Here is a 26270-nt window from a genome sequence, read left to right on the forward strand (position 1 = left end):
AACGTTCGCCGGGCTCGGCGAACGGGAGGAGATCGGATGCCGTCATCGCAGATCGACCCGCAGGCCGTCAAGAACGCTCAACGCGTCAACTGGGACGCGATCAGCGTCGGATGGGAGACCACGCTCGAGGCGTTCGAGCGCAGCGCGGCCGCGGTCACCGAACGTCTGCTGGCCCTGGGCGGCGTGCGCTCCGGACAGTCGGTCCTCGACGTCGCGACCGGCCTGGGCGAGCCCGCCCTGACCGCCGCCAGGGCCGTCGGCCGCGACGGCAGGGTCGTCGGGGTCGACATCTCACCGTCGATGATCGAGGCCGCGCGACGTCGCGCCGGGAACATCGGGAACGTCGAGTACCGCCTGGGCGACGTGGAGTCGGTCGACTTGCCCGACGGTTCCTTCGACGTCGTCCTGAGCCGGTGGGGTCTGATGTTCGCGGTGGACCACGTCGCCGCCTTCCGCGAGATGCGACGCCTGCTCGTCCCCGGCGGAGTACTCGCAGCATCCGTGTGGGGGCCGTCGGAGACGGCTCCGGCGATGTCGCTGGGCTACACGGTACTGAGCGAACGGCTCGGACTGCCCGCTCCGCCCCCTGGTCTGCCGGGGCCTTTCAGCATGTCCGACCCGGCGCGGCTGATCGACGACGCGGTCGCCGCAGGGTTCGCCCACATGTCGGTGAACGAGTTCGACGTGCCCTTCCGCTTCGGATCCGTCGAGGAGTACGTCGGGTTCAACCAGGCGGTCACGCCGCCCCTACTGCTGGACCGCCTCCGCGACGTCGGCGACCCCGATCCGTGGCAGCAGCTCGCCGAGGCGGTGGGGCGCTACCGGTCCGACGACGGCGGCCTGTCACTGCCGTCGACCACCCTGTGCCTCCGGGCCGTCGCGCCGAAGGCCTGACCGGCCCCGGTCCGGTGCGCGCGGAGAGGAATCGGCCCGTGCGGTCCACGCACGCGCGGACCGTCGCCGCGGTCGTACTCGCCGGAGGCTCCGGCAACCGCCTGCGACCGCTGACGGACCGTTCCAACAAACACCTGCTCCCGGTTGGCGGCGAGCCCCTCGTCGTCCGGGCCGTACGGCAACTGGTGGCCGCGGGCGTCCGCGATGTGCTGGTCGTCATCGACGACCGGCACGCCGGCGCGTTCATGGGCGCGCTGGAGGACGGGGCCGCGCTCGGGCTGCGCAGCCTGGCCTACGCCTGGCAGCCGCCGGGGGGCGGCGGGATGCCTACCGCGATCGGCGCGGCGGAGCACCGACTCTGCGCCGAGAAGTTCCTCGTGGCATGCGGCGACGTGCTGACCGACGCCGACCTCGGCCCCGTCATCGACGACTTCCTCGCCCAGACCGACGGCGCGCGGATGACGGCGGTGCGCACGGCGGACACCGCCGGGTACAGCCCGCTGGTCACCCGCGGCGCCGGCGTCGCCGGGATCCTCGACAAGGATTCGCGCCGTCACCTGCCGGGCCTGGTCGACCTGGGCTTCTACCTCTATCACCACGACGTCTTCGAGGTGATCCAGAAGCTTCCCGTGTCGGCCCGCGGCGAGACCGAGATCTGGGACCTCAACCGCGTCTATGCGGAGCGCGGGCTCCTGGAGTTCTCGGAGGTGTCCGGCTGGTGGGCCGACGTGGGCGCGAGCGTCGACGTCTACATGGAGGTGAAACGCCGGTATGGCGGATGACGAAGGACCGGTCGAGTTCCTCATCCTCGGCGCGGGCTTCGCCGGCCTCGGCGCCGGCGTCGAGGCCGCACGCCGCGGCCGCGACAGCCTGATCCTGGAGGCCGCGGCGGAACCGGGCGGGCTGTGCCGGAGCACCACCGTGCACGGATGCGTCTTCGACCACGGGCCCAAGGTGCTGCTGCCGGGTACCCCCGATCCCGGCATCGCCGCAGAGCTGCTCGGGCATCTCGACGGCGGCTACGACAGCTACTCGATGCGCCAGCAGACCTACCTGACCGGCGTCGGCCTTGTCGGGTTCCCGGTCCAGCGGTATCTCGTGGACCTGCCCGCCGGCGAATGCCTGCAGATCCTGGCGGACCTGCCGGCCGGCGATCCGGCTCCCGAGGACCTCACCTGCTACCGCGACTGGCTGCTGCACACGTACGGCCGGCGGCTCTGCGAGACGGTGCTCTTCCCCTACGAGGAGAAGAAATGGCAGGCACCGCTCGACTCGATGGACTACGAGTGGGCGCGGAACCGTCGCCAAGAGACCCGTGCGGACATCATCGAAGGGGCGACGAGGAGGCTTCCACCGAACGGTCGTTACTATTACCCGCTGCGCGGCGGGATCTCGGTGCTGAGCGAGTCCCTGGCCCATCGGGCCGGGCCGATCCGGTATCACGCCGAGGTGACGGAGATACGCGAGGCGGAAAGGTACGTCGTCGCCGGCGGCGTCCGGTACCGCTACGAGCATCTGATCTCGACGCTGCCGCTCGACCGTGCCCTCGCGATGGGGCACGAGGCGGACCGCGCGTTCGTCGACGCGGCCACCGACGTTCTGCGGTGGCTCGCCGTCAGGGTCTTCAACCTCGTCTTCGCCGGAGACACCGACATCGACGGCACCGCGATCAGCTTTCCCGACCCGGACATACCGTTCCGCAGGCTGTGCGTCCTGCAGAACCTCTGTCCCGCGCTCGCCAGGAAGGGGATGACACCGCTGTCCGTGGAGACGTCGCTGCATCCGAGCGAACCGGCTCCGGACGAGGCCGCCCAGCTCGACGCCGCCCTGGGTGCCATCGCCCGCCTGCCGTTCCTGTCCGAGCTCGGCGAGCTGCTCGGCCATCAGGTACTCACGCTCGACTACGCCTACCCGCGGCAACGGCGGCGTCTCGACGAAACCGTACGGGCCGTACACGCATTTCATCGCACATACGATATTCACCATTGCGGCCGTGGCGGCAATTTCGACTACTGCAATAGCGACGCAGCCTATGCGCAGGGAAAACGGGTGGTCGCGCGTCTCATCGACGAGCGGCCGGAGTCGGCCGTTCGGCCGCGATCATCGATGCGGATCCGGCGTTAGGTACTCGTGTGAAAGACATCATTCGGCGGGTCGACCGCTGCCGCGTGTGCGGGATGAACGACTGGTTCGACGTCATTTCTCTGGGGCCGATGCCGCTGGCCAACGACTTTCGTGCGCCCACAGAAGCCGCCGAGGCGGTGCCACGGTATCCCCTGGATGTCATCGTGTGCCGCGGATGCCGACTGATGTGCCTGCGTCACGTCGTCGACCCCAATGAGCTCTTCAAGAATTACGTCTATACGTCGTCCGATTCGCTCACAGTGCGGACGCACACACGTCACCTTACCGAGCTGTGCATCCGGCGATTCGGCCTGCGGCCCGGGTCGTTCGTCGTCGAACTCGGCAGCAACACCGGAACTCAGCTCGATCTCTTCCGCGCCGCCGGAATGCGCGTTCTGGGAGTCGACCCGGCACGGAACCTGGCCGACATCGCCGGGCGCCGCGGGATCGAGACGCTGCCGGAGTTCTTCGGCGGGGACGTCGCCCGGCGCGTCAGGCAGGATTACGGCGCCGCGCGGCTGGTCCTGGGCCGGCACGTGTTCGCGCACATCGCGGATCTCGATGACGTGCTCGACGGCGTCAAGACGCTGCTCGATCCGTCCGGCGTCTTCGCGATCGAGGTGCCGTACCTGCTGGACCTGCTGACGGGGAACCAGTTCGACACGATTTACCACGAGCATCTGTCGTACTTCTCGGTCGGTACTCTTTGCATCTTGTTCCATCGGCACGGGTTGCGGGTCGTGGACGTCGAGCGTGCGGGCGTGCATGGTGGGTCCATCGTGGTGTTCGCCCGGCCCGCGAACGGCGACGGACCGGTCGCCCCACGTGTGGCGGACCTGCTGGCTCTGGAAGGCCGGACCAGACTCACCGACCTGTCCACATACCACGCGTTCGCCCGGCGGGTCCGGCGGGCGAGGGAGTCACTCGGCGAACTCGTACGGGAGCGGGTGACCGGTGGCAGCGTCGTGGCCGGCGACGGCGCACCGGCCAAAGGCGCGATCATGGTCAACGCATGTCACCTCGGCGGCGACCATCTCGCCTTCTGCCATGACACGACACCGTTCAAGCAGGGCCGGCTGCTGCCCGGCACGACGATTCCCGTCTGGTCTCCGGAACGGGCACGCCGGCGGCCGCCCGACTACTACCTGCTCCTCGCCTGGAACTACGCGGAGGAGATTCTTCGCCGGGAGACCCGCTACCTCCACGGCGGGGGACGTTTCATCATCCCCCTTCCGGAGCCCCGGATCGTCTCCGCCGATTCGGGTAAGGCCGTGTGCTCCTGACATGCCCGGCTGACCACGCCGACATCCGGGTTCCGCGCGTGGTTCGCGCGTCATGCGCTCCGGAATATACTTGTAAAGTTGGCAGCGAGGAGGGCGTCCCGACGTGAAGCATCAGCGCCGCAACTACGGGCAGTACTGCGGCCTCGCGGGCGCGCTCGACATCGTCGGCGAGCGCTGGACGCTACTGATCATCCGCGAGCTGCTCACCGGCCCCTGCCGGTACAACGAGTTGCTGGTCAACCTGCCCGGAATCGGCACCAATCTGCTCGCCGACCGGCTGAAGTTCCTGACCGAGGTCGGCGTCATCCGCCAGCGGCCCCGTGAAGGTTCCAGGGTCCGGATGTACGAGCTGACCGACCAGGGGGAGGGGCTTCGCAACGCGGTACTCTCGCTGGCGCGCTGGGGCCTGGGCACGCTCCCGATGCCCCAAGCCGAGGACATCGTGCGTCCCCGGTGGGCGGTTCTGGCGATCGAGGCGATGGCCGATCCCGCCTGGACCGGTCCCGACGAGCAGTACGAGTTCCGCATCGATGACGAGGCGTTTCACGTCAAGGTGGAGGACGGTCGGGTCTCGGTGGCGCATGGCAAGGCGACCACCGAACCGGCCCTTGTCGTCCATACCGACGCCGTGACGTTCGTGGAGATCGGAGCGGGTCGCCTGGATCCGCTCGAGGCGACGCTCACCAGGCGCCTCGTCATGGACGGCGATGAGGATGCGATGCTGCGCTGCTCCCGGCTGCTGGGCCTGGTGGCCTGACGGCCGGTCCCGGCCTGCCTGTGGATCCTTCGATCTACGCCCTTGACTACACATTACTGAAGTCCTCTAATAGGGCATAACCAGGCTACGCCATTTCGTACCTAAAGCTTACTTCTTGAGGGCTGCCACACTCACCGAGAGGTCGTGCACGGTGACTGAGAGCGCATCAGCGGTGAGGCGTTCGTCCATCCGTGACAGCGCCCGGACGCGAGGTCCGGAACGCCACGAGCGCTGCCGCCCCGGTGATCCGTGAGGGTCGCATCGCGTAACGGTGAGCCGTTGCACCGGTGGTCCTCCGCTCGTCCCGCCCTTGTGCATTATCACCTTTACTCATGGCAAATATGTCCTTGACGGCCTCGCCGATCCTCGTCTTTACTGCTGCCGACCAGCCCATGTTCCGATTGGATAGGGAACATCGTGAAACTGCCCGAGATGGCGACTACCTTTCACGCAGGCCGGCACTGTCGCACATCCATGCCGGGAGGCATGGCGTCCCTGCCCGTACCCTCGTCGGTCGGCGCGTCGGCAACCCCTCGGGCGGGCGAAGCGCCGGCGCCGGGCGGGTGCGCTCGGTGAGCGGTGAGGCGCACGCCGCCGCGCGCGCCAATCTCAGTGCGGGCAGGCTCTCGTCCTACGGGTTCGCCGTGGAGGCCACGATGGGACAGCGGCCGATGCGCTACCTGATCGGGCGGCGGATCGCCAAGGGGACGGCCGTTACCGGACTGTTCGTCGTCGAACCCGACAGTCTGTCGGGCACCCACGTCTGGATCACCGAGAACCACGCTCGTCGGGAGTGCTGTGTTCAGACCTACGTCCCCACCATGAGGACGTCGGTGCGCCTGGTCGAGCGCTACGTCTTCGCCTGTCTTCCGCTGACCGACATCGGCTACCTCGACCTCATGGCATGGCGCTACCCCGGGCTGGACGTCGTGCCGGCGGACATCGAGGTGGACATGTCCTGGAGCCGGTGGCGCTCAGCGGAGTCCCGTTGTTACCTCGGCCCGGGCAGCACGCCGGGACTTACCGTGACCGAGGCCACCGATTCCGGCACCGGAGTGGTCGTCGCACGTGTCGTCGAGCGGCGTCGCGAGCAGTTCCGGCGCTGGGAGGTCCTGGAGCTGGGCGACGATGACATCGACGGCCTGCCCAAGCGGATCAGGGTCTCGCGTCCACAGACCGGCCGATGGACGGAGTTCCACCGCGACGGCGAGCCCCTTCCTCTTCCGGAGGAGGCGTTCGACGGTGATCCCAGGTGCCTGCGCGCCGAGCTCGAACACCAGTGTCCTGGAAGGGTGTGCTGACATGGCCGGGCACGCCCGCCGAGCTTCGCATACTCCTCAGGGCCGTAGGCCGGATCGTCTGGATGGCCCCGCCGACCCTGGCGCGGCTGATGTTGATCATGTTAACGACCCGGCGGCGGCACCGTGGCGAGCGTGCCGCCGCCGAGTTCGCGCGGCTTCTCGAACGGCTCGCCGGTGCGTTCGTCAAGGCGGGACAGCTTCTGGCGACACGCGTCGACCTGGTGGGGGAGACGCTCGCCGGAGCCCTCGGCCGGCTACACGACAGCGTTGAGCCTATGAACTCCGGGGAGGCACTTCGCACGGCGCGCACCGGGCTCGGCCGGGTTCCGCCGGCGTTCGTCCGTGGCCTCCGCAGGCCTCCGGCGGCGAGCGGTTCCATCGCGTGCGTCTACCGAGTCGAACTGGACGGCCGGGCCGTCGCGGTGAAGGTCCGCCGCCCGAACGCAGAGGCCTTGATCACGGCGGACATGGCCTTAATGCGCCGTATTGCGAGCCTGGCTGCACGACTTCCCGCCTTCCGCGGGTTGCCGCTCGTGGAGATCGTCGAGCAGATCGCCGACAGCCTGGAGGCGCAGCTCGACTTCACGGCCGAGGCGGCCAGCCTCCGGCGGCTGCACGACAACCTCGCGTCCACGCCGGGCGTGGTCATCCCGGACGTGATCCCCGAACTGTGCGGCGAGGGCATCATCACCATGGAATTCATCGAGGGTCTCGGCCGCACGTCGATCGACTCCCTGCCCGAAGACGTCCGTAGGGCGGAGGTGGCCACCCTGGTGCGCGCCGTCTACCGGATGCTGTTCGTCGAGGGCCTCATCCATGTCGACCTGCACCAGGGGAACGTCTACTTCATGCCAGACGGCAGGGTGGTGGTGCTGGACGCCGGCTTCGTCTTCCAGATGAGCCCGATGGCACACCGCAAGTTCACCGAGTTCTTCGGGGGCATGATCCGCGGAGACGGCGAGGCGTGCGCCGACATCCTGCTGTCGACCGTGCGACGCGTCGACACGGGAGCGGACGTGCGGTGGTTCCGGGTCGGCGTCGCCGAACTCGTCGCGCGCAACGCCGGCGTGGCGGTCGAGGACTTCAACCTTCCCAGCTTCTGTGTCGCCCTCTTTGATCTACAACGACGGCATGGCCTGTACGCGGAGCCGGAGTTCGTGTTTCCCCTCCTGTGCCTCCTGACCCTCGAAGGAACGATCCAGCGTTACCACCCGCAGTTCGACTTCCAGATGGAAGCCGCTCCTTATGTGATGCATGGACTTCTTCTCTCGGGCGATCCATGACCCTAGCCCAAAGGTTTCGTCGGTGACATCAACTATTGTCAGGAGGTAGGTTTTTATTGCTTGTAGGCCAGTCGGTAGGTCGGCTGAAAATCTCTTCGCTCGCCATGAAGGATTCCTGTGCGTCGACTACTGAGCGGCTATTGTAATAGTAATTACACTGACTCGATGCAGCGGCCTGCCAGCGCCTCTGAACAGCGTGGACACGAGACTCGACGAGATCATCGGTGACCTCCGCGCAGCCTGGTCGGCCGCGTCGTCCGCCGCGCACTTTCGCGATTCATCGGCACCCTTTGTCGACGTTTGAGAACGTTTCCGAAAGTCACGCGGCGAGTCTCCGCAGCGTACCGCTGGTGCGGTGCGCAATCTGTCGTGCGGAGTTCATTCATGCGTATGACGTGCGCGGGCCCGACACTTGATGTCCGGCCTGCATATCCTGCATTGACTATCCTGCGGAAGCTGATTAGTTTCAGGCGTATCGTGCTGTTTGGGGGTTCCGCGCATGATTTTTTTGTTCCCGATATATCCGGCTGCACTGGACTTCCCGGCGCTCCCGCACCGGCTGCGCGGCTTCACCTTCGAAGGAACGGTGATGAGCACCATCATCCTCGATCTGATCACCGTTTCCCGGCGCCGCCCCGTCAGGTCGCAGCTTAAGAAGTTCCTGCGCCACGTGTCCGCCCCGGGCGCGATGCCGGCCGGCATCCAGGAGACGAGGGGGACATCGTGAGCGATCCCGTGGCTGCGCACGACGCCATCGCCATCGTCGGCGTAGGTTGCCGGTACCCGGACGCCGACGATCCCGACCAGCTCTGGGAGACGGTGCTGGCCCGGCGCCAGGCGTTCCGTCCGCTGCCACGTGTGCGCCTGGACCTCGCCGACTACGGCCCATCCGCCGACGCGGGCTCCGACTCCACCTACGCGCGATACGCGGGCGTGCTGGACGGATGGTCGTTCGACCGAACCCGCTTCCGCGTGCCGGGCCCAACGTACCGTGTCACGGACCTGACGCACTGGCTGGCCCTGGACGTGGCCGCCGCGACCCTGGCCTCGGCCGGTTTTCCGGGCGCCCGCGGGCTGAACGGCGATCGTGCCGGCGTGATCTTGGGCAACACCATGAACGGCGAGTTCAGCCGTGCCGCGTTGATGCGGCTGCGCTGGCCGTATGTGCGGCGGATCCTGCAGGGCACGCTCGGCGGCCTCGACCTGGAGGCCGATGCACTCGCCGAACTGCTGCGCCAGGTGGAAAAGGCCTACAAGGAGCCGTTTCCCGAACCAACCGACGAGAGCCTCGTCGGGGGCCTCGCGAACGCGGTGGCCGGACGCATCTGCAACCACTTCGACCTGCGCGGCGTCGGCTATACGGTCGACGGAGCGTGTTCATCGTCGCTGCTGGCGGTGACGACGGCCTGCACCGCGCTGACCAACGGTGACCTCGACTTCGCCCTCGCCGGCGGCGTCGACCTCAGCCTCGACCCGTTCGAGATGGTGGGCTTCGCCCGGGTCGGGGCCTTGGCGGAGTCGATGATGCGGGTGTACGACGCAGAGCCGACCGGCTTCCTCCCCGGCGAGGGCTGCGGAATGGTCGCGCTCATGCGCGCCAAAGACGCCGCCGCCGAAGGGCTCACGCCGATCGCACTGATCCGGGGATGGGGCGTCTCCTCCGACGGGCAAGGCGGCCTCACCCGGCCCGAGACGTCGGGCCAGTTGCTGGCGCTGCGGCGGGCGTACGCCAGAGCCGGGTTCGGCGCCGAAACCGTCGCGTTGTTCGAGGGGCACGGGACCGGCACCGCAGTCGGCGATCAGGCAGAGCTCGGCACTCTCATCGAGATCCAGGCGGCCCCGCGCAGCGGCCCTCCGGCGGCGCTCGGATCCGTCAAGGCCAACATCGGCCACACCAAGGCCGCAGCCGGGGCGGCCAGTCTCATCAAGGCGACCATGGCGCTGCACCGACAGGTCATCCCGCCGACGACCGGCTGTGAACGCCCGCACCGCCTGCTGCGCCAACCCGGCGTCCCGCTCCGGATCGTCGAGGATGCCGAGACATGGCCGGACGCGCCGCGGCGGGCGGCGGTCAGCTCGATGGGCTTCGGCGGCATCAACGCTCATGTCGTACTGGAGGCGGCGACCGAACATCGGAAGACGCGACTGACGGCAAGGGAACGCCGTACCGTCGGCGGCGACCTCAACTGCGAACTGTTCGCCACCGCTGCCGATACGGCCGCTGATATGGCGGCGTTGCTGGACCGGATGGCGGCACGGGCCGCGACGATGTCCTTCGCCGAGCACACCGACCTCGCGGCCGCGCTCGCCGGCCGAAATGGCCACCGTACGGAGGGGATACGGGTGGCCATCGTGGCCCGCGAGCCGGCCGAGCTGGCCCGACGTGCCGTCCAGGCGCGCGACCTGATCGCAGGGCTGGGCACCCGCACGTTCGCCGCAGCGGCCGGGATCTGGGTGGGACAGGGCTCACCAGGACGCGTCGGCCTGCTGTTCCCCGGTCAGGGTGCACCGGTACCCGGCCGCCCCGGCGCTCTGGGCCTCGTCCTCCCGGAGTGCCGGGACTGTTTCGAGAAGTCCCCGGCGGGCCGGTCTCCGGCCGTCCCCGGCCGGAGACGGAGGCGGTGGACACCGCCGTGGCGCAGCCGGCGATCTTTCGGGCCTCCGTTGCCGGACTCCGCTGGCTGGCACGGCTCGGTGTCACGCCCGTGGCCGCCGCGGGGCACAGCCTCGGCGAGATCACCGCCCTGCACTGGGCCGGCGCGTTAACCGAGCCGGACACCGTGGCCCTGGTCACGGCGCGGGGCCGGATCATGGCCGACGCGGGCGCACACGGAACCGGGATGCTGTCCGTCGCCGCACCGCGCGACGTCGTCGCCTCCCTCATCGTGGGCACCGATCTGGTCACCGCGGCCGATAACGGCGCCGCGCAGGTCGTCGCAGGCACGATCACCGACATCGACCTCGTCGCCGACCGAGCCCAAGCCGCCGGTGTCGTCGCACAGCGGCTGAACGTCAGCCATGCCTTCCACTCACCCGCGGTCGCCCCCGCCGAACCGGCCCTCGCGCACTACCTCGCCGACGTACCCGTCGCAGCCGTCCGCCGCCGCGTCTACTCCACCGTGAGCGGCCGCGAGCTGAACTCCGCCGACGATCTCCGCCGGATGCTCGCCGCACAGGTCACCGGGCCGGTGCGGTTCCGTGAGGCCCTCCAACTGCTGGCCGCCGACTGCGACGTCCTCGTCGAGACGGGCCCCGGACACTCCCTCACGATGATGGCACGGTCCATCACGGACGTGCCGGCCGTCGCACTCGATGTGGGCGCCGAGTCGGCGCTACCCCTGTGCGACGCCACCGGAGCGCTGTTCGCAGCCGGCGCGTGCGACGACCTCACCGTCCTGTTCGCCGGACGCTTCCACCGCCCCTTCGACCTCTGGCGCGACCCGCAGTTCCTCGCCAATCCCTGCGAGAGCGCACCGGGCGCCGACCTGGTTCTTCAGGACGCGTACACGCCTGCCCGGGTAGCCGCCCGCGCCCATCCGCACACCAGCAGCGCGCGCTCGGGCAGCGAGGGTGACGTCGGCGACACATACGCCGCGATGCACGGAGACAACCCGCTCCCGCCCGCCGCGAACAGGGCCGCGGCGGAGAGGGACGGCGCCACGGCCATGGACTCCTGCGACCTGCCCTCCCTCGTCCGCCAGTTGATCGCCGAGGCGGTCGAGCTTCCGCTGGACGCGATCGACGACAGCGAGTTCCTGCTCGGCGACCTGCACCTGAGCTCGCTGCGGGTCGTCCAGCTCACCGTCCAGGCCGCCAAGGCGGCCGGGCGAGCCGCCCCTGCGGGACAGCAGCTAATGACCGAGACCACCGTCGGAACACTGATCGAGACGATCGAGCAGCTGCCGTCGGCCGCGGAAGACAGCGAACGGCTCGAGCGCAGAACCGGCGGAGTCGCCGAATGGCACCGGGTGCTCATTCCGGAGACACGCCCGGCCGACCCGCCCGGCGCACCGCAGCGGCTCGACTGGCGGATTCTTGGAACCGGCTCCCTTCGCGCCTCCATCGAGCCCCGCCTGCAGATCGCCCCCCACACCCAGCCCGCATACCTGGTGTTCCTGCCCGAAGATCCCGACGACGACGCGATCGGCGCACTGCTCGACGGCACCCGCCGGGCCCTGGCCGAGGACGCGCCGCTCACCGTCGTCGACCAGGGCGACACGGCGTCGGGTTTCCTCGGGACGATCGCGCAGGAACATCCCGGTCGGCCGGTGCGGTGGGTGCGGGCCACCACGGATGACCGGGCCGACGTGCTCGCGGACGTACTGGTCACCTCCTGGAACGGTCACGCGGAAGTCGTCGTCGACGAGGCAGGCCACGTCCGCACCACGGCCTATCGCCCCGCCGTCACCCGGGGGACCGGCGCTCCACTGTCGCCCGGGCAGGTACTCCTGGTGACCGGTGGAGGGAAAGGCATCGGATTCCACAGCGCCCTGTTCCTCGCCCGGCGCTGGGGCGTCCGCCTCGGGCTCATCGGCCGCAGCCGGCCAGAAAACGACAAAGAGCTGCATGCCGGCCTGGCGCGGCTACGCGAGGCGGGTGTCAACGTCCACTACGAAGCCGCTGATGTGACCGACGCCGCCACACTGCGCCGCAGCGTCCATCGCATCACTGCGGCGCTCGGCCCGATCGCCGGCATCCTCCACGCCAGCGGGCTCAACCGTCCGGCCCGCTTCGCCGATCTCACCCCGGACGACTTCGCCGGGCACGCCGCGCCCAAGCACCACGCGCTACGGGCGCTGCTGGACGCCGTCGACCGCCCGAAGCTGCGGCTCCTCATCACATACGGTTCGGTGATCGGCCGTTTCGGCCTCCCAGGCGAGGCGCATTACGCACTCGCCAACGGCCGCATGCGCGAGCTCAGCCGGGTTCTGTCCCGCGAACTCCCTGACTGCCGGGTGTGCGACGTGGATTGGACCGTCTGGTCCGGTGCCGGAATGGCTGAGCGACTCGACGTGCTCGACACCCTCGACGCTGAGGGCGTCGTCCCGCTGCCCGCCGAGCGCGGCGTGGAGCTCCTCGCCCAGGTGGCGGAGGCACCGCCCGAGGCACACGCCGTGATCGTGAGCGGACGCCTACCCCAACTCGACCTGGCGGATGGGGCACCAATCGGGGAACACCGCTTCCTGCGGCGCACGCGATCCTGGACGCCCGGCGTCGAACTGGTCGCCGAGACCGAGATCAGCGTGGCGGACGATCCGTATCTTCTGGACCACCGCATCGACGGCGTACTGGTCCTGCCCGCCGTCTGCCTCCTGGAGGCGATGGCACAGGCGGCGGCCGTGATCACCGGAGGGCCCGTCAGGGGAGTGGTGAACACCCGCTTCGACCGCCCGGTGGTCATACCGGACAACGGGCACCGGACCATCCAGGTGTCCGCGCTGACCCGCGAAGACGGCGATGTGGACATCGTCGTGCGCAGTGACGAGACCGGCCTCGCCGTCAGCCACGCCGCAGGTACCGTGACGTGCACCGAAGCCGCCCCGCCCGACGTTCCCGGCGGGGGACAGCGGCCGCCCGCACACGATGGCGGCGCACTGTACGGCCCGCTCTTCTTCCACGGCCCACGATTCCACCGGCTCGGCGCGTACACCCACCTGGAGGCCACCGCCTGCACCGCGGTGCTACGCGGCGACCGGCCCTGGCAGTTCGGGCCCGGACTGCCCAGCGCCCTACGGTTCGGCGATCCAGCACGCAACGACGCCTCCATCCACATAATGCAGGGATGCGTGCCGCATCGGCGGCTTCTGCCGACCGGATGCGCGCGGTTCACGGTGCATCAACGACAGACCGATGGCGGCGACCTCACCCTCCGCGCGATCGAGCGTGGGCATTCCGGCGCCGACCACACCTACGACGTCCTGCTGCAGGACGCCGCCGGGCGGCCGGTTGTCAGCTGGTCGGGGCTGCGGCTGCGCGACGTCGGCCCGCTGCCCGCATCGGGCGGGCGCCCTGCCGCGATCGTCGGCCCCTACGTGAACCGCCACCTGGCGGAGTTGTCGGCGGGCCGGGACGTCAGGCTGGACCTTACGGTGGCCGGCGAGCCCGTAATGACCGCAGCGGGCGGCGACCCGGCGGCCTGCGCATGGGTACCGGACGTCGCGGGGCCGCCAGACCCTCGGTGGGCCTCGTCGATCGCCGAGCTGACGCATCTCTGCGGAGAGTCGGAGCCTCAGATCCACGCACGGCTGCACACCATCTACGCATGCCTGGGCACAAGCGTGCCGCTCAGGGGCCACCGCGTCCACGAGGACGGGTGGATCGTGCTCCGCGCGGACGGCGACGACGTCATCTCGGCCATGTTCGCCATCGACGGCCACCCGCGGCAGCTAGCACTGGCCGTCCTCATCAAGGGGGGGTCATGAGACCGTACTTCGAATACCGCCACCGGGTGACGTTCGCCGACACGAACACGGTGGGCAACGTCTACTTCGCCAACTACGTGATGTGGCAGGGAACCTGCCGGGAGCGGTTCATCGCCGAGAAGGCCCCAGGCGTCGTGGCTCGTCTCAGCGACGACCTGGCGCTGGTCACCGCCTCATGCGCATGCGACTTCATCTCGGAGCTGTACGCCCTCGACCTGGTGTCCGTGCGGATGTCCCTCCGCCGGATCGACGGCAACCGACTGACCATGGACTTCGCCTACTACCGGATCGACGCCGGCCCCGGCCTGCTCGTGGCGCGCGGAGAGCAGACCGTCGCCTTCATGACCCGCGACGAGGACGGGCTCGTCCCCGTGAGCATGCCGGACGAGCTGAGGAAGGCGCTCGATCCCTACACCGAAACCATGAACGGCGGATTAGACACCGCGATGCCCCGGCCGTCCAATGCCTTCCTAAGACGAGAAGAGGTCGCCGGGAACGGCCGCGGCACCTCCCAGACCCCCACCGAGAAGGGACGTGTTCCCTCATGAGATCGCCCGGAGCCATCGCCGTCGAGCCGGCCGCGACGGATCTCCGGTTTCCTGCCACGCGAGCACCGCGGTGCCATCACCAGGAGGTCAGATGCCGCACATCGATCTGGGAAACAACCTGCCGGGCATCCTCGGCCTGTTCCGCTACCGTCCGGAAACGGCGCGCCCGCTCTCCGAACTCGTCGATTTACTGTTGCGCGGGCCGAGCACCCTCACCCGGGGCGAGCGGGAACTGATCGCGACCTACGTGTCGGCCCTGAACGAGTGCGTCTTCTGCACATCCGCGCATGCCGCGTTCGCCGCCGCGCAGCTCCCCGGCGGGCGCACCCTCGTCGAGGAGGTCTGCGCGGATCCGGCCGACGCGCCGGTGTCGGTCAAGCTGAGAGCGCTGCTGCGCATCGCCCGGGCGGTGCAGGAGGGCGGCGCCGCGGTCCGTGGCGAGCACGTCACCGACGCACGCGCGGCCGGCGCGACCGACACGGAGATCCACGACACCGTATTGATCGCGGCGACGTTCTGCCTGGCCAACCGTTATGTCGACGGGCTGGCCACCGATGTTCCCGCGGACCCGGCCGCGTACGAGGATGCCGCTATGCGCCTCGTCGCGCACGGATATGTCGATCAAACCTGACCGCGGACCGACAAGGGGTCCTGCCGGCCCCATCCGGCTGCACTGACTTCGCGGTATCGACATGCCTACTGAAGATCCCCGGTCGGCCGGCGCTCGGATCGCTTTCTGCGTCTCTCCGGATGAGAGGAAACGATGTCTCTCTCAAATGCCCGACTGAGAAAATCAGTTCCCGGTGCCGTCGCGGTGGTCGTGGTCTTGATCCTCTTCCTCGTTGCGCGCCTCCCGGACGCGTCCGGCACTGAACGGGAGCAGATCGCCTCGCGTTACCGGTTCAACGAGATGCCCATCGCGTTGCCTCCCGGTTACCGACCGCGACAGACGGTTCGCAAGGTCAACCCGGCCTACCACCACGTCCGGTCGTGGATCTCATCGGTGGGGGCGTCGATCGCCCTCAACGACCTATGGGGCCGAGGGCGCGCCGACACCATGTGCTTCGTCGATCCGCGCACCGACCAGGTCGTGGTGACCTACGCCCCGACCGCACCGCCTGAGGACAGGTTCACCCCGTTCACCCTCGATCCCAAACCTCTTCCGGTCGACTCGGCCATGGCACCCATGGGCTGCACACCCGGCGACTTCAACGCAGACGGCCGGATGGACCTCATGGTCAATTACTGGGGCCGCACCCCGGTCCTCTTCCTTGCCCGGGCAGACGCCACCACTGTGGCGGCGAACGCGTACGAGCCGGTGGAACTGGTCCCTCAGGTCTCGGTCGACGGGCGTTACCACGGCCCGCGGTGGAACACCAACGCGGTCAGCGTCGGGGACTACGAAGGAATCGGCCATCCGGATATCTTTCTGGCAAATTACTTTCCCGATTCCGACGTGCTTGATCCACATGGCCAGAGCAACGTGGTGATGAACTCGTCGATGTCCGACGCCAAGAACGGCGGCGGCACGCATGTGTTCCGATGGTACGGAGCGACCGCCGGGCCACACCCGACAGCTCATTATGTGGAGGAACACGACGCCGTTCCCTATCGGACCTCGACCGGGTGGACGCTTGCCATTTCGAGCGCGGACCTGACCGGTGACGGCAAGCCAGAGGTCTATGTCGCCAACGACTTCGGCGAGGATCACCTGCTCCACAACGTGTCGACACCCGGTCACATCAAGTTCACCGAAGCAACAGGGAGACGCGGCCCGGCGACTCCCAAGTCATTCGTCCTCGGCCACGATTCATTCAAGGGGATGGGCATCGACTTCGGTGACCTTAACCGCAACGGCAGATTCGACATGGTCGTCAGCAACATCACCGCCGCTCGGGGACTCGAGGAGAGCAACTTCGCCTGGATCAATGAGGCGAAGAGCGAGGCGGACATGAACCGGCGGCTCGCAAGCGGAGTGGCGCCCTTCTCACAGCAGGCTCAGCAATTGGGGCTGGCATGGTCCGGATGGGGCTGGGACGTCAAGATGGGCGACTTCCTGAACGACGGAACGCTTGAGGTACTGCAGGCCGAGGGGTTCGTCAAGGGCAGGATCAACCGCTGGCCCTGGCTGCAGGAACTGGCCATGAGCAACGACTCGATCTACACCAACCCGAAGATGTGGCCGAACGTCCAACCCGGTGATGACATCGCGGGGAGCCAGCCCATGGCTTTCTATTCCCGCCAGGGAGCCCACGGCACCTTCGTGAACATAGACGAGCAACTCGGACTGGCCGTGCCGATTCCGACCCGGGGCATCGCCACGGCAGACACCCGAGAGAACGGCGCTCTAGACCTCGCGATAGCCCGGCAGTGGGGTCCGCCGGCGTTCTACGCCAACAACGCACCAGCCCGCGGTCAGTACCTTGATCTTCACCTCTACCGCCCGGTGGCGGGTGCTCATGACGCACACGGTCTACGGGCTCTCGGCAGCCCCGCCTACGGCGCAACCGCGCGGATCCGCACAGCGGACGGACACTCCGTGCTCTCCCAACTGGACGGTGGCGGCGGACACAGCGGCAAGCGCAGCTTCGAGGTGCGGTTCGGCCTCGGCGCGTACGCCGGCGCCATACCCGTCACGGTGCGGTGGCGCGACACGCGGGGCGCGCTGCACGACCAGACCATGCAGCTCACCCCGGGGGAGCACACCCTTCTCCTGGACAACGCGGCCGAGGAGGTTCCGAGCCGATGACCACGACCGCCCAAACGGCGAACAGCGCACCCGCTCCCGCGGTGACACCCGCGGCGTCGCCCGAGCGCCGACCCGACCCCCGCTACCTGGCACTACGCAACTTCGCGATCTCCATCACGGTGTTCAACATCCTCGGTTACACCGTGCTCGGCTTCGAGCAGCCGTGGCTGTGGCCGTTCCTCGCCGTCGCGACCGGATACTCCACGGAGATCATCTTTGAGCTGATCAGGGCCTGGGCCGAGCGCCGGCCGCCAGGCTTCCGTGGAAGGGGCCTTCGCGGGCTGTACGAGTTCCTGTTGCCGGCGCACATCACCAGCCTTGCCGCCAACATGCTTCTCTATGCAAACAACCAGTGGTGGCCGATCATGCTGGCCATCGTGGTAGGGGTGGGACAGAAACACGCGCTCAGGGCACCGATCAACGGCCGGTGGCGTCACTTCATGAATCCCTCAAATCTGGGCATCACCGTCGTCCTGCTCACCCTAGGAACATGGGTCAGCATCGCTCCGCCATACGAGTTCACCGAGTACGCCAACACCTTGTTCCGAATCACGATTCCGCTGGTCATCGCCACCGCCGGCACGGTGATCAACGCCATGCTCACACGCCGGATACCGCTCATCGTGGGGTGGATGGGCGCATTCGTGATCCAGGCGCTCATCCGTCACTGGATCTGGCACGCCCCGTTGTTCACCGCGTTGGGGGTCATGAGCGGCGTCGCATTCGTGCTATTCACCAATTACATGATCACCGACCCGGGCACCACACCTGCCAAACCACGTGCCCAGTTCATGTTCGGCAGTGCGGTCGCCTTCGTCTACGGCGCGCTCATGGTGGCCAACGTCACCTACACCTTGTTCTACGCGACGACCATCGTCTGCGCCCTCCGCGGGGTCGGCTGGTGGGGCGCCTACCTGTGGCGACGGCGGCGTGAGCGTGCTACGCGAACAGCAGACCCCGCAGAGACGGGCGCCGACCCGCCAGAGCCCGTCACGGCCTGACGGGCAGACCGGTCTCCGCGCCGATCGCGTGCGGCCGAGGTGTCTCCCGGTTTCCGGGAGACACCTCCTGCGCCGCATCCGCAATTCCGTGTAGCTCTATCCGTCATGGCAGGGCCGAATTCAGGAGGATCCTTGGGTAATTCCTGGAGAAGAATCCGGAGTCGTGTGCTGACGCCGAACCAGTCGGCGACCCGGCTCGACGTACGCGGATTCCACGTGAAGGACCCAGACGCCCGCGACCTGCTCGAGACCATAGGCCGTACCTTCCTCACTGGCTATGCCCGCGCGGCCGAGACCCGCTCGGCGGCCGAGACACGGCCAGGGCTCGACCGGATCCCGACGCGTTTTCGTGGTTTCGCCTATGAGGGCGCGGCCATGGGATGCGCGGTCCTGGACGGCCTGCCATTCGGTCGAGCGGGCCGAGTAGACGATCTTCTCTCCGGACCGGGCTCCGACCATGTCTACATGGCCTACGTCGGCATCGGATGGGCCATGGCCCGGCTGCCAAGGTTCCGCTGGTCGAGACTGAGCGCGCCCGACCCGCTGCTCCGCTGGCTCGTGCTCGACGGGTACGGCTTTCATCAGGCGTACTTTCACACCGATCGCTACGTTCACCGACGATTCCGGGAGGAGTCCTTTCCCTGGCCGCCGGCGCCTCCGCACCGTACGCGGGCCGGGCCATCGACCAGGGCATCGGACGTGCCCTGTGGTTCGTTTGCGGCACGGATACCGACCTTACGGTCATGACGATCGAGCGCTTCCCCGAAGAACGCCGCGCCGCCCTGTTCAGCGGGGTGGGCCTGGCCATCACCTACGCGGGTGGTGCGGATGAGAAGGAAATGTGCGGCCTCTGGCAGCAAGCCGGCGAATACCGGCCGAATATCGCTCAGGGCTCGGCATTCGCCGCGGAGGCGCGGCTGCGCGCGGATCTTGTCGTGCCGCACGTCGAGCTCGCCACCGAGACGTTCTGCCACATGACTCCGGCACAGGCGGCACAGGTGTGCCGCGCGATGCTCCCCGAAGAGACGATCGTCCCGGCCGAGGACGCCCGGAGCCCCGAACCCGCCTACGAGACGTGGCGGCGGCGCATCGCCGAGGAGTTCGCCATCCGCGGGAGGACTTAGCCTCCGGCATCCCGGCCGAGAACACCACCGCATCAGGTTCACCGGAGGGGACAATGGCGCTCAGCCTTACCGATGACAAATGGACGGCGACACGCCGATCCCTTCGCCGGACCGGCGACCGATTCGCAGAACTCGTCTCCTCCGCCCCCGATCGAGGGCCGAAGGCGACTCAGCACTGGTCGGTGGGGGAGACCGCCGCCCACGTGCTGACCATCGCCCGGGTCTACACATCCATGCTCGATCCGGACGCCGCAGTCCCGTTCGAGGGCCTCGACGATCTCGTCCAGTCGACGGTCGTCGACACCGTCGACGACCTCAATGCCGCTCTGCTCGTCCAATTCACCGAGCGGGACCCGCGTCGGATCGCCCAAACGTTGCGGTCGGACATCGACCACCTCCTGCAGGCGACAGACGGCACGGATCCGAAGACCGCCGTGCCGTGGCTGGGCGGATCCGAGGTTCCGCTCGCCGGGGTGTTCGCGCACCTGCTCAACGAACTCCAGATCCATGGCCGCGACATCGCTTTCGCCGGTGACGCGCGGTGGGTGGTCCCACCCGAGGAGGCCGCGCTCTTCTTCGACCTGTTCCTCGTCGGAGTGACCCGGTACGGCTACGGTCGGCTGCTGGACGGACACGGCCCCGCGCCGGCGGGGCGCATTGCGGTCGAGTTCCGCTCGCCGTACACCACGCCCGTGACGCTCGCGATGACCGACGGGTTCGTCACGGTGGAAGAGCCCGGCGGCTACACCGACGTGCGCCTGTCCTTCGATCCGACGACGCTCAACCTGGTGCTGTTCGGCCGCATCGGCAAGCCCCGCGCAGTGCTGATGGGAAAGATCGCCGTCCGGGGTCGACGACCGTGGAAATTGCCGGCCTTCCTCCGAATCCTCCGTCTACCGTCCTGATGCCCGCTCATCCATAGCTGGACGGCGCAGTTTCTGGATAAAGCAACTATCGTATGTATCGTTGATAGGGCTGACTTAATGACGAACTCTCAAGAATCACGCGGATTGGCGAAGGAATCAATCGGAGAGCCTAACAACTCGGACGGTCGGCGCCGTCTCGTGACATTCTGGCTCGGGGCGGCGCTCGTCGCCATCGGGGTGTTCCTCCATCTCCCGATGTACTTCCAAGCCCGCGACATGCATTACCGCATGGCCGGAATGAAGATGGACGCCGGAATGATCACTGGAATGGTCCTCGTCGTCATCGGTATCGCCCTGTCCGGATACGGTCTCCTGCCACGTCACGCCGACTTCGACGTCGCGGCGCGGCTGAAGGTCGGGGCCATCGACGACGCGCGGATCGGCCGCACCCATGTGGGCCTTCTCCTCGTTCTGGCCGCCGCCGTGACGATCGACGTGATGAAGCCCACCTCACTGGCTTTCGTCACCCCCGGCGTAGCGAAGGAGTACGGCCTGAAATCGGCCCTAAATCCCCACGGGAGCGTGCCCGTCGCGCTGCTGCCGCTGTCCGGCATCATCGGCACCGTCCTCGGCTCGCTCCTGTGGGGCTGGCTGGGTGATCGCATGGGGCGCCGGGCGGCCATGCTGCTGGCCGGAGTGATCTTTGTCGGCACCTCGATCTGCGGTGCCATGCCGAGCTTCAACCTGAATCTGCTGATGTGCTTCATCATGGGCGTGGGCGTCGGCGGGATGCTCCCGGTCGCATTCACACTGCTGTCCGAGACCATTCCGGCGCGTCACCGCGGCTGGCTGATGGTGCTCATCGGCGGTGACATCGCCGGCGGTTACGTGCTGACGAGTTGGGCCTCGGAAACCCTCACGCCCACCTACAGTTGGCGCATCCTCTGGCTCATCGGGCTGCCGACCGGGCTCGTATTCATCCTTCTCACCCGGTGGGTTCCTGAATCGCCCCGGTACCTGCTTGCTGTCGGCAAGGAACACGAGGCGCGCGAGGTCCTGCGCAAGTACCACGCCGAGATCGTCCCCATCGAACGATCAGAGCTCCAGGCCGAGACGGCCGTGCGCAGTCGTTACCACGAGGTGCTGCGTCCCCCGTTCATCGGCCTGACCGCGATCCTGGCCCTGGCCGGAATCGGCATCGGGTTGGTGACGTACGGATTCCAACTGTGGCTGCCGACGAACCTGCGTCACCTCGGCTATGGGGGAGTGACCGCAGACCGGATGCTCCGGGACTCCGCGCTGATCGGATTCCCCCTCACCTTCGTGGTCGCCTACTTCTACCACCGATCGAGTCGTTGGACCATGATCGGCCTGATGGCGATCGTGGCGACGGCGCTGCTCGGATTCATGATCCTTGGCGACTCGGTCGCCGAAGACCGGCCGCTGCTCAAGGCGTTGCTGGTGGTCCCGATCTGGGGGTCCAGTTCAGTGGTGGCGGTCCTGTCGGCGTACGCGGCCGAAATCTATCCGACCCGGATCCGGTCGCGCGGCAGCGGGCTGGCGGCCGGGACGACGAAGGCGGGCGGCGTCCTCGTCATCGCCATGGTCGTCGCCGACGTGGCCGCGCCCTCGATGCGGGTCACCGCTGCGCTCGGCGCGATACCCCTGACGCTGGCCGCCGCGCTGGCGCTGCTGGTTGCCATCGAGACCCGGCACAGGCCGCTGGAGGAGATCACGGCCGCGGAACTCGGGGCAGAACACCTGCCCCAGCTCAGATAGGACGACCACAACGTCGGTCTTGGCAGGGGCTATGAGCGACTTTGATGGGACAGAGGCCAAGTTCCGTGAGACAGGACACCAAGCCCCAAAGCGCTCATGGAGGCCCGAATGCCGCATATCAGACAGAATCCAAATTCTGTTCGGTATAGGTCACGGGCGCCAGGACCGCAGGAGTGACAGGGGATCGGGCTCCGGCAGCCTCGATGCCGGGCGTGAGGGTCGTCGTGGCGGAACGCATCATCTTCGGTCCAGTGCGCCGTTGGAGCATCGATCGACGGCTGCGGGTTCCGCGACGTCCGCCGTGAATTCGTTGATCATTCCTGTGGTCGTACGCGCCGTTGAGGGCGGCGGCACGTCGACTCGTTCCGTGAACGCGCGGCATCGGTGCCGGACGGCCGGAAACTGGCGAGCATCCGGGTCGTGACGATGCCGTCGACACGGGCGCGCCGGTCCATCGAAGGTCCTTTCAGGGGGTGTCTTCTGGCGATTCAGCAGATGCTCGATAATGAACATTATGTCAAGTAGAGGGTCTGATAACGCATCAGTCCCTGCCCCTCGCTCGCCCGTGAGATCGGCCTTCCTGGCGCATCCGGGGCAGCCGGCGTCGAACTCCCGCCATCCCAACTGAGGAACGCAGGGGTCGGAGTATCCGACTAACCGAACGAGATCGGCCTGGTGACCCGCGCCACGATCTTCAGGTTTGACGGTTTGCTCGGGTCGCCCCCGTTCGATTGGACTGCGACGGCGATCAGGAAGCAGCCTCCGCCGACCTTGGCACAGTCGATCATGCCGGCATTCGTCCCCTGGCTGGTCATTCCGGTGAACGTGCGATGGACCACGACGTGCGCCCGGCCAGTGCCATTCCGATCGGCAACGAACCGCGACATCTCGGTAACGGCGCACACGGTCAGCTCGGCCCGTTGGCCGGCGCATTCGCCGATGGAGGACTGCATTCCCGTTCGACCGGCCGGGAACCCGGTGACGGTCGTGGAGATGGACTCGCCCTCATGCAGCCCGGACGCGGCGTGCCCGGCCTGCGGCATTGACCACATCGATCGCCGCGCCCGGCGTGATCAAGGTCTCCGCCTTCTTGATCACCTGGTCATTGGATGTGGAACTCTGGCCTTTTGGTGATGATTTCGACGACGAGGTGCGCGAGTCCCCCGACCGGGCGTACAGGACGGCGACGACCGCGGCCGCCACGATCACAGTCACCACGGCGAACATCAGGCTTCGTGGAATCCGGCTGATCGGTCGCATAATCCCTCTTGGGTGCGTACCCGGCGATTACTACATGTTTTTATACCATCGCACAGTCAGGTTTCGCGACCGCGATACGCCGGAGAAGACTCCGGCCCTGTCCACCGAGACCCTCCGGGAGCACACGATCCAGTAGCCGACCTTCCGCAGTTGAGGGCGGTGTCTGGGGCGCGTCCACGATGAACGGCAGGTCAGCGACTCGGCTCTGGTGACGTGAGCGAGAATCGCCTAGTACTCGACCGGCAGTGGCCGTCCGGCCGTGTCCAGGGGGCCGAGATAACGCTACGTCTCGCTTCGGTGCGTGCAACGTCGATACGAGCGGTCGGGACGAAGGCGCCGTACTGACACCTGACGACGAACGAGCGCTGACACGCTCGCGACGATGCGCAGCCCGGCCCGCTCCTTTCGGCAGCGGCCGTACATAAGCGAGGGAGACAGTCGCGGTGGTCTTCGGTTCGAAGGTGACAGGAGGTGGCGGGCCAGGGCGAGTGCGGTGAGCGCGGCGACGAGCGCGCACACTCCCGGCCACCCGGCGTGCCCGTAGGCGCGGGTTCCGAGCCAGGAGCCCGCGCTGCCGCCCAGGTAGGCGCAGGTCATGTAGGCGGTGTTGAGCCTGCTGCGGGCGTCGGCGCGCAGCGCGAAGATGCGGGCCTGGTTGGCGACCATGCCGGACTGCATCGCGACGTCCAGGAGCAGAGTGCCGATGGTCAGGGCGGTCAGGCCCGCTGCTCCCCCGCAGGCGCCGGCGGTCAGGACGGCGGCCGCGGCGAGGCGCCGAGCAGGCAGAGGAGGTTCACCGGGCCGGGGCCCCGGCGGTCCACCAGGCGGCCGGCGAGCGGGGTGCAGAGCATGGTCGCTCCCCCGACCAGGGCGAGCATGCCTACGGCCTGGGCGTCCAGGCCGTAGGACGGGCCGGTGAGCAGGAGCGCCAGGCAGGTCCAGACGGCGGAGAATCCGGCGAAGACGCATGCCTGGTAGAGGCAGGAGCGGCGCAGGTCCGCCTCGGCGCGCAGCAGGCGGAGCGGCTCGGCGATGAGCGCCGGGTACGGGCGGCGTGCGGGCGGGGCGGTGGCCGGCAGGGTGCGGGCCAGGACGGCCGCGAGGAGCAGTGTCAGCACCGCGGCCGCCAGGTAGGGGGCGCGCCAGCCGAGCCGTTCGCCGAGCGTTCCGCTGAAGGTGCGGGCCAGCAGCATTCCGCCGATCGATCCGCTGAGCAGGGTGCCGGTCACCGTTCCGCGGCGGTCGGCGGGCACGAGCCCGGCGGCGAGCGGCGCGATGACCGGTGCGGCGACGGTGGTGACGCCGGTGAGGGCGCTGGCGGCGATCAGGGCCGGCAGGGTGGGTGCGCAGCCGGCGGCGAGCAGGCCCAGGCCGGTGAGGGCGAGCAGGGTGGCGAGGAAGGGTCGGGGCGGGAGCCGGTCGCCGAGCGGGACGAGCAGGAAGATCCCGGCGGTGTAGCCGGCCTGGACGGCGGTCACCGCCAGGGCGGCCGCGCTGGCTGGTACGTGCAGTCCGGCGGCGATCAGCGGGCTGATCGACTGCGGGAAGTAGACGGTGCCGACGGCTACGCCGCAGGTGACGGCCAGGGTCAGGACCATCGACCGGCCGATGCCGCTCCCCCGGCCGGTCGATGACGGTTCCGTGCCGGGTGCGGGCCGCCGGCGGGCTGCTGGTGTCATGGACCCGAGTCCACGGCGGCGGTGCCCGGCCGTCGATGGATGTAGCGTGGGGCTTAATGATCGGTTTCGTGCTCGGCGTCGAGGACCTCGCCGACACGCGTTTCGCCCTCTCCCCCGTGACCGAGACGGTGCTGAGCCTGCGGGTGCTTCGGGATCCGGGCCTGTCGGCGTTGCACCTGCCGTGGCGCAGGTCCGTCATCGGCGGGCTCGCGACGCTGGACGCCGGTCTGCTGATGTCCCTGGTCGGGGACCGGCTCACCCTTCCGGACTTCCTGACCCCGCGGCCGGCTTCGCCCGGGCCTTCGAGGAGGAACTGGCCGTCGTTCGCGGGACCTGCCCGGGTGTGGTGCGCCGTGATCTGCTGGCGGCGCACGCGCCCGGCCCGCTCCCCCGCGTCCTGCGGGAAGCGGCCACCGGCGATGACGAGGCCGTCGTCCGGCTGCGGGACGCGATCTGTGATCTGCTGCGGCGGTACTGGGGCCTGGCGATCGAGCCGGCGTGGCCGCGGATGCGCCTGCTGCTGGAGGCCGACATGACCTACCGTGCCCGGCAGCTGGCCCTGGGCGGCGCCCGTCTGCTGTTCGCGGATATGCACCCGAACCTGCGATGGCACGACGGGGTCCTGCAGATCGACAAGATGATCGGCGCGCATCGCGTCGAGGCGCCGGGGCAGGGGCTGTTGCTGGTGCCGTCGGTGTTCGCTCACAAGCCCGCTCCCCCGGTGAGCCCGGATGAGCCGCCGATGCTGGTGTATCCCAGCCGTGGCGTGGCGACGTTGTGGGCTCCGGTGCGGGCCGCCGGCGCGTCCGCTCTGGTGGCGCTGATCGGCGCGCCGCGGGCCAGGCTGCTGGGGTTGCTGGAGGAGCCGCTGGCCACCGCCGAGCTCGCCCGCCGTGTGGGGGTGACGCCCAGCGCGGTGTCCCAGCATCTGCGGGTGCTGTTCGCGGCGGGACTGGTCACCCGGGCCCAGAGCGGGCGTCAGGTCCTGTATCGGCGGAGCGATCTGGGTGACCGGCTGGCCGGCGGGCACCGCCCCTCCCCCTCCTGACCGCCGGGGCGTACGTTCGTGGTGCGGTCCGGGGACGGCGATATCCCTGACCTGGGCCGATCCGCCCGCGTAGGTGTGGTTCTGTAGGGAATGATGGGATCGGTGCCGGGGCTGCGAGGGCCGTTGGTCCTTGATTTCAGGGCCGAGGCGCC

General features: G+C 68.4%; 23 protein-coding genes. 20 read left to right on the top strand and 3 right to left on the bottom strand.

Translation table 11 applies throughout. The annotated features are described in order from the left end of the window. The first annotated feature begins 36 nt into the window (after positions 1-36). The 18 genes from ACYVF7_RS27895 (at position 37) to ACYVF7_RS27980 (ending at position 22131) form a co-directional block, all read left to right on the top strand. On the top strand, positions 37-894 hold the full coding sequence (locus ACYVF7_RS27895) for a class I SAM-dependent methyltransferase (protein WP_460346584.1): 858 nt from the start codon (positions 37-39) through the stop codon (positions 892-894). A gap of 38 nt (positions 895-932) precedes the next feature. After that, entirely contained in the window at positions 933-1676 is a 744-nt protein-coding gene (locus ACYVF7_RS27900) for a sugar phosphate nucleotidyltransferase (protein WP_460346586.1), read from the top strand. Next, on the top strand, positions 1666-3018 hold the full coding sequence (locus ACYVF7_RS27905; RefSeq protein ID WP_460346588.1) for a protoporphyrinogen/coproporphyrinogen oxidase: 1353 nt from the start codon (positions 1666-1668) through the stop codon (positions 3016-3018). The genes ACYVF7_RS27900 and ACYVF7_RS27905 overlap by 11 nt, the downstream gene beginning before the upstream one ends. An 8-nt stretch (positions 3019-3026) precedes the next feature. Next, a complete protein-coding gene (locus ACYVF7_RS27910; RefSeq protein ID WP_460346590.1) occupies positions 3027-4301 on the top strand; it encodes a methyltransferase domain-containing protein in 1275 nt (424 codons plus the stop codon). A 103-nt stretch (positions 4302-4404) separates the two neighbouring features. After that, positions 4405-5058, top strand: a complete 654-nt coding sequence (locus ACYVF7_RS27915) for a winged helix-turn-helix transcriptional regulator (protein ID WP_460346592.1) — start codon at positions 4405-4407, stop codon at positions 5056-5058. Positions 5059-5630: 572 nt separating this feature from the next. Continuing rightward, complete coding sequence (locus ACYVF7_RS27920) at positions 5631-6359, top strand: hypothetical protein (protein WP_460346594.1); 729 nt, start codon at positions 5631-5633, stop codon at positions 6357-6359. Positions 6360-6421: 62 nt separating this feature from the next. Next, positions 6422-7642, top strand: coding sequence for an ABC1 kinase family protein (locus ACYVF7_RS27925; RefSeq protein ID WP_460346596.1), 1221 nt, complete (start codon positions 6422-6424; stop codon positions 7640-7642). 589 nt (positions 7643-8231) lie between these two features. Then, positions 8232-8369, top strand: coding sequence for a hypothetical protein (locus ACYVF7_RS27930; protein ID WP_460346597.1), 138 nt, complete (start codon positions 8232-8234; stop codon positions 8367-8369). Then, positions 8366-10408 (top strand): beta-ketoacyl synthase N-terminal-like domain-containing protein, encoded by a 2043-nt coding sequence (locus tag ACYVF7_RS27935; RefSeq protein ID WP_460346599.1) that lies wholly within the window; start codon positions 8366-8368, stop codon positions 10406-10408. Before ACYVF7_RS27930 ends, ACYVF7_RS27935 begins: the two co-directional genes overlap by 4 nt. Further along, complete coding sequence (locus tag ACYVF7_RS27940) at positions 10291-14064, top strand: SDR family NAD(P)-dependent oxidoreductase (RefSeq protein ID WP_460358144.1); 3774 nt, start codon at positions 10291-10293, stop codon at positions 14062-14064. The genes ACYVF7_RS27935 and ACYVF7_RS27940 overlap by 118 nt, the downstream gene beginning before the upstream one ends. Continuing rightward, positions 14061-14612 (top strand): acyl-CoA thioesterase, encoded by a 552-nt coding sequence (locus tag ACYVF7_RS27945; RefSeq protein WP_460346601.1) that lies wholly within the window; start codon positions 14061-14063, stop codon positions 14610-14612. The genes ACYVF7_RS27940 and ACYVF7_RS27945 overlap by 4 nt, the downstream gene beginning before the upstream one ends. A gap of 91 nt (positions 14613-14703) precedes the next feature. Continuing rightward, positions 14704-15243, top strand: coding sequence for a carboxymuconolactone decarboxylase family protein (locus tag ACYVF7_RS27950; protein WP_460346603.1), 540 nt, complete (start codon positions 14704-14706; stop codon positions 15241-15243). Positions 15244-15426: 183 nt separating this feature from the next. After that, positions 15427-17361 carry an FG-GAP-like repeat-containing protein gene (locus ACYVF7_RS27955; protein WP_460346605.1) on the top strand — a complete coding sequence of 645 codons (1935 nt, stop codon included), beginning with the start codon at positions 15427-15429 and terminating at the stop codon, positions 17359-17361. A 119-nt stretch (positions 17362-17480) separates the two neighbouring features. Further along, complete coding sequence (locus ACYVF7_RS27960) at positions 17481-18362, top strand: enediyne biosynthesis protein (protein WP_460346607.1); 882 nt, start codon at positions 17481-17483, stop codon at positions 18360-18362. A 105-nt stretch (positions 18363-18467) separates the two neighbouring features. After that, on the top strand, positions 18468-19109 hold the full coding sequence (locus tag ACYVF7_RS27965) for a DUF1702 family protein (protein ID WP_460358146.1): 642 nt from the start codon (positions 18468-18470) through the stop codon (positions 19107-19109). Continuing rightward, positions 19067-19486, top strand: a complete 420-nt coding sequence (locus tag ACYVF7_RS27970) for a DUF1702 family protein (protein WP_460358149.1) — start codon at positions 19067-19069, stop codon at positions 19484-19486. Before ACYVF7_RS27965 ends, ACYVF7_RS27970 begins: the two co-directional genes overlap by 43 nt. A gap of 53 nt (positions 19487-19539) precedes the next feature. Then, a complete protein-coding gene (locus tag ACYVF7_RS27975) occupies positions 19540-20391 on the top strand; it encodes a maleylpyruvate isomerase N-terminal domain-containing protein (RefSeq protein WP_460346609.1) in 852 nt (283 codons plus the stop codon). Positions 20392-20550: 159 nt separating this feature from the next. Continuing rightward, positions 20551-22131 (top strand): MFS transporter, encoded by a 1581-nt coding sequence (locus ACYVF7_RS27980; RefSeq protein WP_460346611.1) that lies wholly within the window; start codon positions 20551-20553, stop codon positions 22129-22131. Positions 22132-22784: 653 nt separating this feature from the next. Here ACYVF7_RS27980 and ACYVF7_RS27985 read toward each other — a convergent pair. Beyond that, on the bottom strand, positions 22785-23174 hold the full coding sequence (locus ACYVF7_RS27985) for a neocarzinostatin apoprotein domain-containing protein (protein WP_460346613.1): 390 nt from the start codon (positions 23172-23174) through the stop codon (positions 22785-22787). On the opposite strand from ACYVF7_RS27985, the gene ACYVF7_RS27990 reads away from it, so the two are divergent. Then, entirely contained in the window at positions 23174-23527 is a 354-nt protein-coding gene (locus ACYVF7_RS27990) for a hypothetical protein (protein WP_460346615.1), read from the top strand. The two genes, ACYVF7_RS27985 and ACYVF7_RS27990, sit on opposite strands and share 1 nt — an antisense overlap. Positions 23528-23673: 146 nt before the next feature. On the opposite strand, the gene ACYVF7_RS27995 is transcribed toward ACYVF7_RS27990, so the two are convergent. Together ACYVF7_RS27995 and ACYVF7_RS28000 are read right to left on the bottom strand one after the other, a co-directional pair. Beyond that, the gene (locus ACYVF7_RS27995) at positions 23674-24069 is read right to left on the bottom strand and encodes a hypothetical protein (RefSeq protein WP_460346617.1); all 396 of its coding nucleotides are present in this window, start codon (positions 24067-24069) and stop codon (positions 23674-23676) included. A 71-nt stretch (positions 24070-24140) separates the two neighbouring features. Further along, complete coding sequence (locus ACYVF7_RS28000; protein ID WP_460346619.1) at positions 24141-25070, bottom strand: MFS transporter; 930 nt, start codon at positions 25068-25070, stop codon at positions 24141-24143. Between the two features lie 343 nt (positions 25071-25413). On the opposite strand from ACYVF7_RS28000, the gene ACYVF7_RS28005 reads away from it, so the two are divergent. Next, entirely contained in the window at positions 25414-26118 is a 705-nt protein-coding gene (locus tag ACYVF7_RS28005) for an ArsR/SmtB family transcription factor (RefSeq protein ID WP_460346621.1), read from the top strand. Positions 26119-26270: the final 152 nt, after the last annotated feature.

This window comes from Actinoallomurus acanthiterrae (genome assembly GCF_054775715.1).

What these genes read in the sequence shown, in the direction of transcription:
- ACYVF7_RS27930 (WP_460346597.1), top strand. Translation starts at nt 8,232, where the DNA reads ATGAGCACCATCATCCTCGATCTGATCACCGTTTCCCGGCGCCGCCCC.
- ACYVF7_RS28000 (WP_460346619.1), bottom strand. Translation starts at nt 25,070, where the DNA reads ATGACACCAGCAGCCCGCCGGCGGCCCGCACCCGGCACGGAACCGTCA.
- ACYVF7_RS27925 (WP_460346596.1), top strand. Translation starts at nt 6,422, where the DNA reads ATGGCCCCGCCGACCCTGGCGCGGCTGATGTTGATCATGTTAACGACC.
- ACYVF7_RS27945 (WP_460346601.1), top strand. Translation starts at nt 14,061, where the DNA reads ATGAGACCGTACTTCGAATACCGCCACCGGGTGACGTTCGCCGACACG.
- ACYVF7_RS27995 (WP_460346617.1), bottom strand. Translation starts at nt 24,069, where the DNA reads ATGCAGTCCGGCATGGTCGCCAACCAGGCCCGCATCTTCGCGCTGCGC.
- ACYVF7_RS27950 (WP_460346603.1), top strand. Translation starts at nt 14,704, where the DNA reads ATGCCGCACATCGATCTGGGAAACAACCTGCCGGGCATCCTCGGCCTG.
- ACYVF7_RS27895 (WP_460346584.1), top strand. Translation starts at nt 37, where the DNA reads ATGCCGTCATCGCAGATCGACCCGCAGGCCGTCAAGAACGCTCAACGC.
- ACYVF7_RS27965 (WP_460358146.1), top strand. Translation starts at nt 18,468, where the DNA reads ATGGCAGGGCCGAATTCAGGAGGATCCTTGGGTAATTCCTGGAGAAGA.
- ACYVF7_RS27985 (WP_460346613.1), bottom strand. Translation starts at nt 23,174, where the DNA reads ATGCCGCAGGCCGGGCACGCCGCGTCCGGGCTGCATGAGGGCGAGTCC.
- ACYVF7_RS27975 (WP_460346609.1), top strand. Translation starts at nt 19,540, where the DNA reads ATGGCGCTCAGCCTTACCGATGACAAATGGACGGCGACACGCCGATCC.
- ACYVF7_RS27905 (WP_460346588.1), top strand. Translation starts at nt 1,666, where the DNA reads ATGGCGGATGACGAAGGACCGGTCGAGTTCCTCATCCTCGGCGCGGGC.